The sequence below is a fragment of the Microbacterium sp. 69-7 genome, from assembly GCF_001897985.1.
GTDB lineage: Bacteria > Actinomycetota > Actinomycetes > Actinomycetales > Microbacteriaceae > Microbacterium > Microbacterium laevaniformans.
Genome location: NZ_MKRU01000035.1, coordinates 1 through 13,886, shown reverse-complemented (window position 1 = coordinate 13,886; position 13,886 = coordinate 1). Strand labels below are relative to the sequence as shown.

Annotated in this window: 14 protein-coding genes and 1 tRNA gene; 5 read left to right on the top strand and 10 right to left on the bottom strand. The window is 69.9% G+C overall.

Annotation, left to right across the window (positions count from 1 at the left end; genetic code table 11):
• Positions 1 to 1,247: tyrosine-type recombinase/integrase (locus BGN98_RS03495; protein ID WP_353681699.1), on the top strand; the 1,247-nt coding region annotated here is incomplete at its 5' end.
• 207 nt (positions 1,248 to 1,454) lie between these two features.
• Here the strand turns inward: BGN98_RS03495 and BGN98_RS03490 are convergent.
• Positions 1,455 to 1,528 (bottom strand) — tRNA-Pro (locus BGN98_RS03490).
• A 184-nt stretch (positions 1,529 to 1,712) separates the two neighbouring features.
• Here BGN98_RS03490 and BGN98_RS03485 point away from each other — a divergent pair.
• Together BGN98_RS03485 and BGN98_RS03480 are read left to right on the top strand one after the other, a co-directional pair.
• Entirely contained in the window at positions 1,713 to 2,291 is a 579-nt protein-coding gene (locus BGN98_RS03485) for a GNAT family N-acetyltransferase (protein ID WP_061681275.1), read from the top strand.
• Between the two features lie 33 nt (positions 2,292 to 2,324).
• Positions 2,325 to 2,717, top strand: a complete 393-nt coding sequence (locus BGN98_RS03480) for an RNA-binding S4 domain-containing protein (RefSeq protein WP_061681273.1) — start codon at positions 2,325 to 2,327, stop codon at positions 2,715 to 2,717.
• 13 nt (positions 2,718 to 2,730) lie between these two features.
• On the opposite strand, the gene BGN98_RS03475 is transcribed toward BGN98_RS03480, so the two are convergent.
• Positions 2,731 to 3,624 (bottom strand): NUDIX domain-containing protein, encoded by an 894-nt coding sequence (locus tag BGN98_RS03475; protein ID WP_036290967.1) that lies wholly within the window; start codon positions 3,622 to 3,624, stop codon positions 2,731 to 2,733.
• A 165-nt stretch (positions 3,625 to 3,789) separates the two neighbouring features.
• On the opposite strand from BGN98_RS03475, the gene BGN98_RS03470 reads away from it, so the two are divergent.
• Together BGN98_RS03470 and BGN98_RS03465 are read left to right on the top strand one after the other, a co-directional pair.
• A complete protein-coding gene (locus BGN98_RS03470) occupies positions 3,790 to 5,619 on the top strand; it encodes a ribonucleoside triphosphate reductase (RefSeq protein WP_036290970.1) in 1,830 nt (609 codons plus the stop codon).
• On the top strand, positions 5,589 to 6,329 hold the full coding sequence (locus BGN98_RS03465) for an anaerobic ribonucleoside-triphosphate reductase activating protein (RefSeq protein WP_036290972.1): 741 nt from the start codon (positions 5,589 to 5,591) through the stop codon (positions 6,327 to 6,329). Before BGN98_RS03470 ends, BGN98_RS03465 begins: the two co-directional genes overlap by 31 nt.
• Positions 6,330 to 6,817: 488 nt before the next feature.
• Here the strand turns inward: BGN98_RS03465 and der are convergent, their stop codons facing one another.
• From der to BGN98_RS03425, 8 genes are all read right to left on the bottom strand, one after another.
• Complete coding sequence (der, locus tag BGN98_RS03460; RefSeq protein ID WP_005055156.1) at positions 6,818 to 8,341, bottom strand: ribosome biogenesis GTPase Der; 1,524 nt, start codon at positions 8,339 to 8,341, stop codon at positions 6,818 to 6,820.
• Positions 8,331 to 9,032, bottom strand: a complete 702-nt coding sequence (gene cmk / locus BGN98_RS03455; RefSeq protein ID WP_005055158.1) for a (d)CMP kinase — start codon at positions 9,030 to 9,032, stop codon at positions 8,331 to 8,333. The genes der and cmk overlap by 11 nt, the downstream gene beginning before the upstream one ends.
• Positions 9,029 to 10,150, bottom strand: coding sequence for a prephenate dehydrogenase (locus tag BGN98_RS03450; RefSeq protein ID WP_288119582.1), 1,122 nt, complete (start codon positions 10,148 to 10,150; stop codon positions 9,029 to 9,031). Before BGN98_RS03450 ends, cmk begins: the two co-directional genes overlap by 4 nt.
• 12 nt (positions 10,151 to 10,162) lie before the next feature.
• Positions 10,163 to 10,933, bottom strand: coding sequence for a pseudouridine synthase (locus tag BGN98_RS03445; protein WP_288119580.1), 771 nt, complete (start codon positions 10,931 to 10,933; stop codon positions 10,163 to 10,165).
• The gene (gene scpB, locus BGN98_RS03440; protein ID WP_288119578.1) at positions 10,930 to 11,538 is read right to left on the bottom strand and encodes an SMC-Scp complex subunit ScpB; all 609 of its coding nucleotides are present in this window, start codon (positions 11,536 to 11,538) and stop codon (positions 10,930 to 10,932) included. Before scpB ends, BGN98_RS03445 begins: the two co-directional genes overlap by 4 nt.
• Complete coding sequence (locus BGN98_RS03435; protein ID WP_036285184.1) at positions 11,528 to 12,376, bottom strand: segregation and condensation protein A; 849 nt, start codon at positions 12,374 to 12,376, stop codon at positions 11,528 to 11,530. Before BGN98_RS03435 ends, scpB begins: the two co-directional genes overlap by 11 nt.
• Positions 12,360 to 13,244: a ParA family protein gene (locus tag BGN98_RS03430; protein ID WP_036285194.1), complete on the bottom strand. Its 885-nt coding sequence runs from the start codon at positions 13,242 to 13,244 to the stop codon at positions 12,360 to 12,362. Before BGN98_RS03430 ends, BGN98_RS03435 begins: the two co-directional genes overlap by 17 nt.
• Before the next feature lie 87 nt (positions 13,245 to 13,331).
• On the bottom strand, positions 13,332 to 13,793 hold the full coding sequence (locus BGN98_RS03425) for a hypothetical protein (RefSeq protein ID WP_288119574.1): 462 nt from the start codon (positions 13,791 to 13,793) through the stop codon (positions 13,332 to 13,334).
• Between the last annotated feature and the right edge of the window lie 93 nt (positions 13,794 to 13,886).

The following is a 13,886-nucleotide window of genomic DNA, read 5'->3' as shown; positions in this document are numbered from 1 at the left end:
CGAGCTGGAACACGACCGTGCCCCGCAGAGCTGAACCGCAGCCGACCGCCGAGCCCAAGCCGGTCCCGCCGATCGGCGTGAAGGTCTCCACAGACATGGAGCGCCGCTCCTACGGCATCCGCGCCCGAGCCCGGTGGACCGACCCGACCACCAAGCGGCGTGTCATCCGCTCGGAAATCGTGCGAGACGAAGCGGCCGCGCACGCGTTCTTCGACCAGCTCCGCAACTCATCGACCAAGGGCATGGACGTGTCCATGACGCTGCTGGAGTTCGTCACCTCCATCGGCGACCGGTGGGCGCGGGGCCTGGACCCGACCTCCACCGGCGAGACCTACGGGTACGGGCTGAAACTGCGCGTGCTGCCCGCGCTCGGGCACCTGCCGGTCACCCAGATCACCGCCGGGATCATCGACCGCACCATTGATGAGTGGGAGCAGCGTCACGGCGCGTCGACCATCAAGAACACCATCGCCCCGCTCGTGCGGGTGCTCGATGAGGCCGTGCGGGACGGGCTGATCCAGATCAATCCTGCGAAGAACCGCGCCAAGCGGAGCCTGAACCGCAACGCCTTCCGCGGCCAGTCCGCCGAACACACCTCCCCACGGGCGCACGCAATCCCGGACATGAAGACCCTCAACCGCCTCGCCAGGGCGTGCGGCAAGGTGCATCAGTCCTACAGCGACTTCGTGATGCTCGCCGCGCTACTCGCCGCACGGTCCTCGGAGGTCTCCGGGTTGCAGGTCGGGGACGTGGACTACGGCAAGAACCTCGTCGTGATCCGCCGGCAGGTTTTCCCCGGCAAAGGCGGCCTGGTTACAAAACCGACCAAGAGCCGCAAAGAACGCCGCGTGCCGATCCTCGAACCACTCCGGCCAGTGCTCGAACGCCTCACCGACGGGAAGGAGCCCGAGGACTCGTTGCTGGTCGGCCCGAAGGGCGGCTATCTCACCACCGCGACCGTCCGCGACGCCACCAACTGGGACGGCATCGTCGCGAAGCTCGGACTGCCCGACCTCACCCGGCACGGCCTACGCCACACCGGGGCAACCTGGATGGCCGACGCGGGCATCCCGCTGCACGTACTGCAAGACATCCTCGGGCACGCCTCGATGGAGACCACGCGCGGCTATCTCCACCCCGACGACCGCCACCTCGCCTCCGCCGCCGAGCAGGCCAACGCCTTCCTCTCCACCGCCGGACAACGCAAGAACGCCCGGCGCAGCAGCCCCGCGACCAGGGGCCTGTGATGCGCTCCGACGCCCGCGGGAGTGCTCCCGGAAGCGTTCTGGTCCCCTTTTGGTCCCCATATCCACAGGACGCGGGTTCTGGGCGATCAGTTCGTCCACAGGCGACCACCGGCGAGAGCGCCGGGGGACCAGAGGGGGACCACAGAGAACGACCCCCGGACATGATGAAGCCCAGGCGAGAAACCTACTCTCACCTGGGCTTTTACGTCGGGCTGACAGGATTTGAACCTGCGACCCCCTGACCCCCAGTCAGGTGCGCTACCAAGCTGCGCCACAGCCCGTGGCATGGATTTTCAGTTGTTCGGGCCGACCAGAGCGGGGTAAACCCACTTAACCCCCAGTCAAGTGCGCTACCAAGCTGCGCCACATCCCGGTCTGCTGTCCACTCGCGGACAACTCCCCTATCCTACCGGTTTCGTGGAGCACTCGCGAACGCGTGTCGCAAGTCAGGAGTACGGTCTGCTCATGAGCCAGATCGAGATCCTCCCGGCATCCGTCGATCGCTTCGCCGACGCGGAGCACGCTCTCACCGGCGGAGGCGACGGCGCCTCGTGCTGGTGCCAGTGGTGGATGCTGCGCAACAAGGACTTCCAAGCCGCCACGACCGACGAGCGTCGCGAACTGCTGCGGGGCGACCTCGCCACTTCCCCGGCCTCCGCGCTCATCGCGTACCTCGACGGCGTCGCCGCCGGGTGGGTCAAGGTGTCACCACGACCGGATCAGCCGCGTCTGGCCGCCACGCGCGCTTTCCAGCAATCGCCAGAGCCGTTCGACGACGAGTCCGTCTGGGCGATCACGTGCTTCGTGGTCCGGAAGGAGTTCCGTGGGCAGGGTCTGGCGGGGCGCCTGCTCGACGCCGCCGTCGACCACGCGCGTACGCACGGCGCACGGGTCGTCGAGGGCTATCCCGTCGACACCAGCGCCGGCAAGACCTCCTCGAACGATCTCTATCACGGCGCGCTCTCGAGCTTCGTCGACGCGGGCTTCGTCGAGGTGGCCAGACCCGGCCCCACACGACCGATCGTCTCGCTCACGGTGGCGTGACTGGACACGAGATCGACACGGCAGAATCGAGGGATGAGCGAGCCGTCCGTCCGCATCGACAGCTGGCTGTGGGCCGTGCGCGTTTACAAGACCCGTTCCGCCGCAACCACGGCATGCCGCGCCGGCCACGTGCGCATCGGCGGAGAGAAGGCGAAAGCCTCACAACCCGTGCGCATCGGCGATGAGATCCGCGTACGCATCGCCGGCTTCGACCGGATGCTGGTCGTGCGACAACTGCTGACGAAACGTGTGGGAGCGCCGATCGCCGCCCTCGCCGCCGAAGACCGCACGCCGCCACGCGAGCGCGTGGCGCTGCTCGCCGTCCGCGACCGCGGCGCAGGAAGGCCCACCAAACGCGAGCGCCGCGACATCGATCGGCTGCGCGGACGCGACGCTGTCACCGGCTACGCGACCGACGACGACTGACCGCCCGGCGACCTCAGTCGAGGTCGAGCCACGACGGCCCGTGCGCCGCCGCACCGAGCGCGCCCACGCGCGCCCGCAGTTCCCGATCGCTCGTTACCACGACCACACGCCGCCCCGCAGCAGTGAGCGCGGCCACTTCCGCGACGATCGCGTCGTCACCCTCAGCGTCCGCGCGCACCACCGCGACGCCCGGAACCTCCTCGACAGCCCGCGCCTGCCCCTCGACCACGACGCGCACCTCGGGAAACCACACATCCGCGCGAAGATCCAGCCGCCCGGCATCCATCCCTCGCACCGCCCGTACGCGCAGCCGCTCCAGCAGCCGTGCGGTCGCACCGGCCCGATCCTTCCACCAGCCATCGGGCACCGAACCGACCACGTTCGCCGCGTCCACCACCACGACCGGGTGCACCTGAAGCAGCGACCGCAACAGCGGCCACGACGCGGCGAAGCCGGGATGCAGCGGATACGAGTCGACGGCATCCACCGGCACCCACGCCAGCTCACGGCTCTCCGGATCGCTGATGACCGCCTGGAACGGCTCGATGACATCCGCGACAACGGTCGCGTAGCTCCACACGCCGACGTCGTACAGGCTGATCAGCCGGGGCCGGACAGCGGATGCCGGCACTCCCGCCTCTTCAGCCGACTCCCGCAACGCTCCCTCGCACGCAGACTCGTCCTGATGGCGCGCACCACCCGGCAGCCCCCACGTGTCGCCGAAGTGGCTCCACGCCACGCGATGCTGCAGCAGCACCCCGCGCTCGGGGTCGAACGCGAGAAGACCTGCCGCGCCGAAGCGACCCCAGTACTTCGTGCCGTCGTCTGCGATCACCCAGGCATCACCGGGATCGCGCGGCCCATCGGGGCGGCGCGGCTCTCCGGGGGCGGGAGACACGATCGTCACCCGCCCAGCCTGTCACACCGCGGTGCAAGCGAGAGCAGCGAGGCGCGTTTTTGCACGGCGCATGACTCCGCGACACGCCCATATCTGGGCGAGACAGCAATTCGGACCCCCACATATTGTGGTCAGACCAACCTCACCTCCCTACATATCGAAGGCAGGATCATCATGACCTCCCCCCGTTCCGTCTCCGTCGCCGAGACCATCGATGAGTACCTTGCCCGCGCGGACTGGCGGGTCAACGCAAACGCGAACCAGGGATACTCGCTGGGCGGCATGATCCTGAACGCGGCGGGAAAGCTCATCGCCAACTACTGGCTCGACGAGGTCTACGCGCCCGAGGCGGGCACCGCGCACCGCGAAGGCGACCTCCACATCCACGACCTCGACGTCTTCGCCGGCTACTGCGCCGGGTGGTCGCTGCGGATGGTGCTCGAACAGGGCTTCAACGGCGTGCCCGGAAAGATCGCTTCCGCTCCGCCCCGCCACTTCTCCAGCGCGCTCGGCCAGCTCGTCAACTTCCTGGGAACGCTGCAGAACGAGTGGGCCGGCGCGCAGGCGTTCAGCTCGTTCGACACCTACCTCGCCCCCTACGTGCGCATCGACGACCTGAGCTACGACGAGGTGCGCCAGGCGATGCAGGAGTTCATCTTCAACCTCAACGTGCCCTCGCGCTGGGGCACGCAGACCCCGTTCACCAACCTGACGTTCGACTGGGTGTGCCCCGACGACCTCGCCGATCAGCACCCCCTCGTCGGCGGTCAGGTGCAGGTGTTCGCGTACGGCGACCTGGCCGAGGAGATGGCCGTCATCAACCGCGCCTTCATCGACGTGATGACCGATGGTGACCAGGACGGGCGCGCCTTCACGTTCCCCATCCCCACGTACAACATCACGAAGGACTTCGACTGGCACGGCGCCAACACCGACGCCCTCTTCGGGATGACGGCGAAGTACGGCCTGCCCTACTTCCAGAACTTCGTGACCTCCGACCTCGACCCGCACATGATCCGCTCGATGTGCTGCCGCCTGCAGCTCGACCTCACCGAACTGCTCAAGCGCGGCAACGGGCTTTTCGGCTCGGCCGAGCAGACCGGGTCGATCGGCGTCGTGACCGTCAACTGCGCGCGCCTCGGGTTCGTGCACTCCGGCGACGAGGATGCCGTCATCGCCCGCCTCGACGAGCTTCTCGAGATCGCTCGAGACAGCCTCGTCGCCAAGCGCGCCGTCATCGCCCACCACCTCGACGGCGGCCTCTTCCCCTACACGCAGCGCTACCTCGGTACGCTCGACAACCACTTCTCGACCATCGGCGTCAACGGCCTCAACGAGTACGTCCGCAACTTCACGCGCGACGCCGACGACATCACCACCGCACGCGGCATGAGCCTGGCGACGCGCCTGCTCGACCACGTCCGCGAGCGCATGGTCGAGTTCCAGGAGCAGACCGGGCACATGTTCAACCTCGAGGCGACGCCCGCCGAAGGAACCACCTACCGGTTCGCGAAGGAAGACATCGCGCGGCTTCCCGGCATCCGCCACGCCGGCACCGCCGACAACCCGTACTACACGAACTCGTCGCAGCTGCCCGTCGGCTACACGAGCGACCCCTTCCTCGCCATGCAGATGCAAGAGGCGCTGCAGGCGAAGTACACCGGCGGAACGGTGCTGCACCTCTACATGGGAGAAGCGATGCCGTCCGCCGAGGCCTGCCGCGAACTCGTCCGCCGATCACTGTCGCGCTTCCGGCTGCCGTACATCACGGTGACGCCGACCTTCTCGATCTGTCCCCGTCACGGCTACCGGTCCGGCCACCACGAGCAGTGCCCCGACTGCGGCGCCGCGTGCGAGGTGTGGACCCGCGTGATGGGTTACTTCCGGCCGATCGCCAGCTTCAACGTCGGCAAGAAGGGCGAAGCTGAAGAGCGGGAGTACTTCTCCGCTGCCCTTCCCGCCGAGGAGGCGACATGGTCCGCACCGCTGCAGCCTGTGAACTGAACATTGCGGGGGTCACGCCGTTCTCGACCGTGGACTGGCCCGACATGATGACCGCGACGGTCTTCCTGCAAGGCTGCCCGTGGAGCTGCTTCTACTGCCACAATCCCGCGCTCATCGATCCGCGGGCCGAGGGCGCGGTGTCGTGGGCGGACGTCACCGATCTGCTGTGCGACCGGATGGGGCTGCTCGACGGCGTCGTGTTCTCCGGCGGCGAGCCCACGCTGCAGCACGCACTCGTTCCGGCGATGCAGATGGTGCGCTCGCTCGGCTTCCGCGTGGGCCTGCACACCGCGGGCGCCTACCCGGGGCTGCTGGCCCAGGCGCTGCCGTTCGTCGACTGGGTGGGCCTGGACATCAAAGCCACGCCCGACGACTACGCCAACGTCACCGGTCGCGCTCCCAGTGGAGCCCATGCGTGGCGATCGTTGGAGCTCGTGCTCGGCAACCGGCTGCTGCGCGCGGGGTCGGATCACCCGCTCGACTACGAGGTGCGCACGACCGTGCACCCGGCGGCGATCGACGACGCGGCACTCCGCGAGCTCGGATGCCGTCTCGCCGACGCGGGCGTCGACACGTGGGCCGTGCAGCGGTTCCGCGAGACGGGAGCGCGACAGCCGCTGCCCCGCGTGAGCACGACGGATGCCGAGGCTGCTCCCCTGCGCTTGGACGACCTGCCGGTGGAGCGGTTCCGCTCGCTGGTCATCCGCTGACGCCGGCGCGTGTCGACTCGCGGCTGCGCCGCTCGCTCAACGACCGGGACCGGGGCGAGCGCGCGTGGCGCCGTCGCGCTGGCCACTGCCCGAACTACAAGCCCTCCGCCCGGCCGCCCACCCACCCGAACTGCAAGGGATGCGGGGCGACACGCCGCGGCATCCGCGCACCACACCGCATGTCGGCGCTGAGGCCTTGCAGTTCGGGTGACACCGGCCGGCGCCATTCGCTCGACGACCGGGACGAAGCACCTGGCGTGACCAACCCCCCGCGAGCCGACAGACCAGCCGGCTCGGCCGAGCCCGCTCGGCGCGCGGCCCGGCCGGCCACCCACCCACCCGAACTGCAAGGGATGCGGGGCGACACGCCGCTGCATCCGCGCATCACACCGCGTGTCGGCGCAGAGGCCTTGCAGTTCGGTCAGCGGCGCGCCGCCGCCACAGCCCGCGCCGGCACCACAGACGGCCCGCCACGGCGACAGCGGGACTCAGCGCTGGCGACGCTCGCGCACCCGCATGTTGACGACGATCGGGGTGCCCTCGAAGCCGAAGATCTCGCGCAGGCGCCGCTGGATGAACCGGCGGTAGCCCGGGTCGAGGAATCCGGTGGTGAACAGCACGAACGTCGGCGGACGGGTGCCCGCCTGCGTGCCGAACAGGATGCGCGGCTGCTTGCCTCCGCGCAGCGGATGCGGGTGCTCCGCGATGAGCTCGGCGAGGAACGCGTTGAACTTTCCGGTCGGAATGCGCTGATCCCACGACTCCAGCGCCGTCTCCAGCGCCGGGACGAGCTTGTCGAGGTGACGACCGGTGCGCGCGGAGATGTTCACGCGCGGAGCCCACGCGACGTGTGCGAGGTCCTGCTCGATCTCGCGCTCGAGGTAGCGGCGCCGGTCGGAGTTCTCCATGTCGTCGTCGTTCAGGCGGTCCCACTTGTTGAAGGCGAGCACGAGCGCACGGCCCGACTCGAGCACCAGGTCGATGATGTTGAGGTCCTGCACGCTGATCGACTGCGAGACGTCGAGCACGACGACGGCCACTTCGGCCTTCTCGAGCGCGGCGGAGGTGCGAAGCGACGCGTAGAAGTCGGCGCCCTGCTGCAGGTGCACACGGCGGCGGATGCCGGCGGTGTCGACGAAGCGCCACAGCTTGCCGCCGAGCTCGACGATCTCGTCCACCGGGTCGCGGGTGGTGCCGGCGAGCTCGTTGACGACGACGCGCTCCTCACCGGCGGCCTTGTTCAGCAGCGAGGACTTGCCGACGTTCGGGCGGCCGAGGATCGCGACGCGACGCGGGCCGCCGAGCTCGCCCTTGGCGACGGCCGAGACCTCCGGGAGTACCTTCATGACCTCGTCGAGCAGGTCGGCGACCCCGCGACCGTGAATGGCCGACACGGGGTGCGGCTCGCCCAGGCCCAGGTTCCACAGCGCCGCAGCCTCGGGCTCCTGGCGGGCGTCGTCGATCTTGTTGGCGACGAGGAAGACGGGCTTCTTGGTCGTGCGCAGCAGCTTCACGACGGCCTCGTCGGTCGCGGTGGCGCCGACCATGGCGTCGACGACGAACAGCACGACGTCGCAGAGGTCGATGGCGACCTCTGCCTGCGCGGCGACGGAGCGGTCGATGCCGCGGGCGTCGGGCTCCCACCCGCCGGTGTCGACGAGCGAGAAACGGCGGTCCATCCACTCGGCCTTGTAGGTGACGCGGTCCCGCGTCACGCCCGGGGTGTCTTCGACGACCGCTTCGCGGCGGCCGAGGATGCGGTTCACGAGCGCCGACTTGCCGACGTTCGGCCGTCCGACGATCGCAACGACGGGCAGCGCGGGCAGCATCTCGACGACCTCGCCGCCGGCGGTGAAGCCCGCGAGCAGGTCGTCGTCCTCATCATCCAGGTCGTAATCGGCGAGCGAGGCGCGCAGCGCCGCCGCCCGCTGTTCCGCGAGTTCCTCGTCGAGGTTCGCGAGCTTCTCCTCGATCTGGTCGGGACCGGCCTCGTACTCGTCTTCAGCGGCCATCGTGGTTCTCCTGTGGGGTGGGGTCAGTCGCAGAGATCACGTCGAGGACGGCCTCCACGGTCTGAGCGAAATCGAGTTCGGTCGAATCGACGACCGTGACGCCGTCGGCGGCGGTGAGGAAGTCGACGACGGTGCTGTCGGCGGCATCCCGGCGGTGAAGTGCCGCGGCGACGGCATCGGCATCCTCGCCGGACAGCTCGGCGCTGCGCCGGGCGGCGCGCACCTCGGGTGCGGCGGTGAGGAGGATCCGCACCGGCGCGTCGGGGGCGACAACGGTGGTGATGTCGCGGCCTTCCACGACGACCCCGGGCCGGCCCGAGTTGCGGACGAGCCGGCGGAACAGCTCGTTGACCTGCGCACGCACGGCGGGAACGCGGGCGACGCCGCTGACGGCGGCGGTCACCCGCGGCTCGCGGATCGCGGCGGTGACGTCGGTCTCCCCCACCCGCACCCAGTAGTCGTCGGGGTCGAGCGAGATGGCGTAGGGGAAGTCGGATGCCGCGGCCACCACGACCGCCTCGTCCGCCGTGTCGGATGCGGCACCGGCGCCCCGCGCCAGCACGTGCCATGCGAGGGCTCGGTAGGCGGCGCCGGTGTCGAGGTAGCCGTAGCCGAGGGCGCGCGCCACCTGCTTGGACACGCTGGACTTGCCCGAGCCCGCGGGCCCGTCGATGGCGATCGTGACGGTCATGAGGGCAGGCTCGCGATCTTCCAGCCGCGCGCCGTCAGGCCGTCCTCGGCGTGACGGAGGATCGTCGGGTCGACACTGATCTCGGCCAGACCGAACTGCGCACCGGGCGAATGCTCCAGGCGCAGGTCTTCGACGTTGACCCCCAGCTCCCCGAGCTCGCCGAACAGGCGGCCGAGCTGACCCGGCGTGTCGTCGACCATGACGACGAGGCTCTCGTACCGGCGGTTCTGCCCGTGCTTGCCGGGCAGGCGCTCCACACCGTCGTTGCCGCGGCGGATGGTGTCGGCGACGGCGCGGCGCGCGCCGGGGGCCTCGGGGGCGCGCAGGGCGTCCGCGACGGCACGCAGGTCGTCGGAGAGAGCGTCGAGCACGTCGACGACGGGGGCGGAGTTCGCACCGAGGATCTGCACCCACAGCTCCGGCGCGGAGGCCGCGATACGGGTCGTGTCGCGCACGCCCTGTCCGGCCAGCCGCAGCGAGCCGTCGGGCGCGTCGACGAACCGGCCCGCGAGCAGCGACGCCACCAGCTGCGGCACGTGCGACACGAGCGCGACCGCGCGGTCGTGCTCGTCGGGCGTCATCTCGATGGGCGTCGCGCCGAGGTCGAGCGCGAGCCCTTCGACGAGTGCGAGATCGGATGCCGGGGTCTCCTCGTCGCGGCACACGACCCAGGGGCGGCCCACGAAGATGTCGGCGCGCGCCGAGATGGCGCCGCCGCGCTCGCGCCCGGCCATCGGATGCGAGCCGATGTAGTGCGTGAGGTCGACGCCGCGTCGGCGCAGTTCGCGGAGCGGATCGAGCTTCACGCTCGCGACATCGGTGACGACGGCATCCGGGAACGCGGCCAGTTCGCGCTCGACGACGTCGGCGACGACGTCCGGCGGGACGGCGACGACCACGAGCAGCGGGCGGTCACCGTCGGCGGCCGCGCGACCCGCGCCGTAGTCGACGGCGAGCCGCAGTTGCGCGGGCGACGCGTCGGCGAGCGCGACGTCGACGCCGATCGCGCGCAACGCATGGCCGATGCTGGCACCGAGCAGCCCGGCACCGACGATCCGGACCGTGCCGGAGGTGCGAGCCGCACGCGCGCGTGCATCGGCAACGGCCTGTTCGGTCACTGTTCTTCCGCCTCAGCTGTCCCCGGGCGGCGTGGGCGCCGCCTGGCGCGCCACGGTGAGCAGCGCGCCGCGTTCCACTGTAGTCAACTCGCGGGCCCGCCCCGCCGGGAGGGTTCCCAGGTGCAGCGGCCCGAACTGACGCCGCACGAGGTCGACGACGGGGTGGCCCACGGCCGCCATCATGCGCCGGACGATGCGGTTGCGCCCGGAGTGCAGCGTGAGCTCGACCAGCGAGGTGCCGCCGGAGGTGTCAAGCAGGCGCGCCTTGTCGGCTGCGATGGGTCCGTCCTCCAGGTCGACGCCCGTCGTCAGCTGCGCGATCGTCTGGGCCGTCACGCGACCGGTGACCTTCGCGATGTAGACCTTCGTCACCCCGAACGAGGGGTGCGCCAGCACATGGGCGAGCTCGCCGTCGTTGGTCAGCACGAGCAGTCCCGAGGTCTCGGCATCCAGCCGGCCGACGTTGTAGAGCCGCTCGTCCCAGTCCTTCGTGAAACGGCGCAGGTCGGGGCGGCCCTGCTCGTCCTTCATCGACGAGACGACGCCGGTCGGCTTGTTGAGCATGACGTAGCGCTTGGTGGTGTCGAGTTGGATCGCCGTGCCGTCCACGTCGACGAGGTCGGATGCCGGGTCGATGCGGCGCCCGAGCTCGGTGACGACCTCTCCGTTCACCCGGATGCGGCCTTCGACGATGTACTGCTCGCAGACGCGGCGCGAGGCCACCCCCGCGTTGGCGAGCACCTTCTGCAGGCGCACGCCCTCGGCATCCGCTGTGTTCGTCATCGCAGCACCTCCGCGTCGAAACCGTCCGAGCCGTCGTCGAGCAGCGGCGAGATGTGCGGCAGCTCGTCGAGGGAGTTGATGCCCAGGTTCACCAGCAGCGCATCGGTCGTGCCGTAGTTGATCGCCCCGGTCTCGGGGTCGGTGAACAGCTCGGTGATGAGACCGCGCGCAAGCAGCGTGCGCACCACCGAGTCGACGTTCACGGCGTGGATCGAGGCGACCTGACTGCGGGTCACCGGCTGCTTGTACGCGATCACCGCGAGCGTTTCCAGCGCCGCCTGTGACAGGCGCGACGGGGCCTGGCCGCCGACGTACTCGGCGATGAGGTCGTCGTGCTCATCGCGCACGTACAGCCGCCAGCCGCCACCCACTTCGCGAAGCTCGAAGCCGCGGCGAGGGCCGCCCGTCTCGCCGTCGTAGTCGGCGACGAGTCCCTCGACGGCCTGACGCACGGCCGGCACCGGGGCGCCGACGGCGGCGGCGAGGGCGACGAGGCTCTGCGGCTCGTCGACGATCAGCAGGATGGCCTCGATGCGGCGCGCGACGTCAGCGGGCGCCGGCGAGCGCACCGGTGGGGCGGTGTCGCTGTCGGTCTCAGTGGTCATAGTCGGCTCCCAAGGTGGCGAGGTTCTCTTCGGACCACCGCTCGGCGGTCCAGCGCAGGGTCAGCTCGCCGAGCGGCTCGAGCTGCTCGAACGAGAGGGCGGCGTGACGGTAGAGCTCGAGCACCGCGAGGAAGCGGGCGACGACGACGCCGGTCTGTGCGACCCCGGCGACGAGCTCCCGGAAGTTGAGGGTTCCCGCGTCGCGCAGCAGCGTCACGACGATCGCGGCCTGCTCGCGGATGGACACGAGCGGCGCGTGGAGGTGGTCGAGTCCGACGTGCGGAATCTCCTTCGGTGCGAAGGCGAGCATCGCGAGGGCTGCGAAGTCCTCCTTGGACAGCGTCCAGACGAGCTCCGGAACGGCACGACGGTACTTCTCGTCGAGGCGCACCGCACGCACGTGCCGCCGGTCTTCGCGACGCAGGCTCCGTTCGAACCAGGCCGACACCTCTTTGAACGCCCGATACTGCAGCAGCCGCGCGAACAGCAGGTCGCGCGCCTCCAGCAGGGCGACGGACTCGGCATCCACCAGCTCGCCCTGCGGCAGCAGGCCCGCGACCTTCATGTCCAGCAGGGTCGCGGCGACGACGAGGAACTCGGATGCCTGGTCGAGCTCGTCGTCGGATTCGAGGCCCTTCAGGTACGAGATGAACTCGTCGGTGACTTTGCTGAGCGAGATCTCGGTGATGTCCAACTCGTGCGTGCCGAGCAACGTCAGCAGCAGATCGAACGGACCGTCGAAGTTGCCCAGCGAGACCCGGAACCCGGTCGGCTCGCCCTCCGGGGCGGTCGGAGTCTCGGCGGTGATGACCTCGGGGTCCTCAGGCGACGGCGCCACGAGCCACCAGCTCCCGCGCGAGGCGCAGGTAGGCCTGGGCGGCGGCGTGCTCCGGGGCGAACGTGGTGATGGGAACGCCCGACACCGACGCGTCCGGGAACTTCACCGTGCGCCCGATCACCGTCTCCAGGACGTCGTCGCCGAACGCTTCCACGACCCGCTCGAGCACCTCGCGCGAGTGGAGCGTCCGCGGGTCGTACATCGTCGCGAGCACACCGTCCAGCTCGATCGCCGGGTTGAGCCGGTCGCGCACCTTGTCGATCGTCTCGATGAGCAGCGCGACGCCGCGCAGGGCGAAGAACTCGCACTCCAGCGGGATGAGCACACCATGGCTCGCCGTGAGGGCGTTGACCGTGAGCAGTCCCAGCGACGGCTGGCAGTCGATGAGGATGACGTCGTACTCCCCCGCGACCTTGCGCAGCACGCGCGCGAGGATCGTCTCGCGGGCGACCTCGTTGACGAGGTGCACCTCCGCCGCCGACAGGTCGATGTTGGCCGGGATGACATCGAGACCCTCGACCGAGGTGTGCACGATCGTCTCGTGCGGATCGCGCTTCGTGTCCAGGAGCAGGTCGTAGATCGTGGGGATGTCGTGGGTCTGGATGCCCAGGCCCGCCGACAGCGCACCCTGGGGGTCGAAGTCGATGGCGAGCACGCGACGCCCGTACTGGGCGAGCGAGGCGGCCAGGTTGATCGTGGTCGTCGTCTTGCCGACGCCGCCCTTCTGGTTGCAGAGGGCGATGATGCGCGCGGGGCCGTGCGCCGACAGCGGCGGCGGGGTCGGGAAGCCCTGGTACGGCCGACCGGTGGGACCGATGGGCACGTCCTCCGAGAGGGCCTTCTTCGTCCCCCGCGTCTTATCCGCCACCGACACTCCTGCTTCCTGATGCCCTTCCCAGGGCCTGGCGGACCTGCGCCGCCGTGTTCCTCGATTCTCGCACAGGGTGGCGGCGGCTCAGCCGAGGCCCCGCAGGGTGTCGACGTCGACGAGCCCGGCGTGAAGCCCTCCACCGGCGATCAGCGACGGGATCGATACGGTCCGGATCTCGTTCTCGACGACGTCGCGTGCGTGCTGGAGGGATGCCGCAACCTCCGGCGATCCGGTGAGGGCGACGATCCGCGCGATGTCGTCCGCGGTGTAGCCGTCGTCGCTCAGCCACTGCTGCAGACGCAGGGTGGCGTCGGCGGCGCTCGCGCGGTTCATCCACTCCTGGGTCGTGGTGCCGTCGGCCGCCTGCGTCGTGAACAGCTGCTCGAGGATGAACCAGTCACCGGTCTCGGCGGCGGCGTTCGTCGAGCCGGCCGGCGCGCGCTCGGCCTCGAACACACGGATCGCGGTGAGGTAGGTGGCGATCAGCTGCGAGTTGGCGAACTTGTCGCCGACGCCGGCGCGGATCGGATAGGCGAGGTAGGTCACATTGTGGGCTCTTCGGACATTCGGTGGGGGTCATGGGGTGAGTCCGCCGGCGGCGAGGAGCATGCGGAGGCGGTAGTTGTGGCGGTTGCGGTA

What these genes read in the sequence shown, in the direction of transcription:
- BGN98_RS03465 (WP_036290972.1), top strand. Translation starts at nt 5,589, where the DNA reads ATGGTCCGCACCGCTGCAGCCTGTGAACTGAACATTGCGGGGGTCACG.
- BGN98_RS03445 (WP_288119580.1), bottom strand. Translation starts at nt 10,933, where the DNA reads ATGACGAACACAGCGGATGCCGAGGGCGTGCGCCTGCAGAAGGTGCTC.
- der (WP_005055156.1), bottom strand. Translation starts at nt 8,341, where the DNA reads ATGGCCGCTGAAGACGAGTACGAGGCCGGTCCCGACCAGATCGAGGAG.
- BGN98_RS03485 (WP_061681275.1), top strand. Translation starts at nt 1,713, where the DNA reads ATGAGCCAGATCGAGATCCTCCCGGCATCCGTCGATCGCTTCGCCGAC.
- cmk (WP_005055158.1), bottom strand. Translation starts at nt 9,032, where the DNA reads ATGACCGTCACGATCGCCATCGACGGGCCCGCGGGCTCGGGCAAGTCC.
- scpB (WP_288119578.1), bottom strand. Translation starts at nt 11,538, where the DNA reads ATGACCACTGAGACCGACAGCGACACCGCCCCACCGGTGCGCTCGCCG.
- BGN98_RS03480 (WP_061681273.1), top strand. Translation starts at nt 2,325, where the DNA reads ATGAGCGAGCCGTCCGTCCGCATCGACAGCTGGCTGTGGGCCGTGCGC.
- BGN98_RS03470 (WP_036290970.1), top strand. Translation starts at nt 3,790, where the DNA reads ATGACCTCCCCCCGTTCCGTCTCCGTCGCCGAGACCATCGATGAGTAC.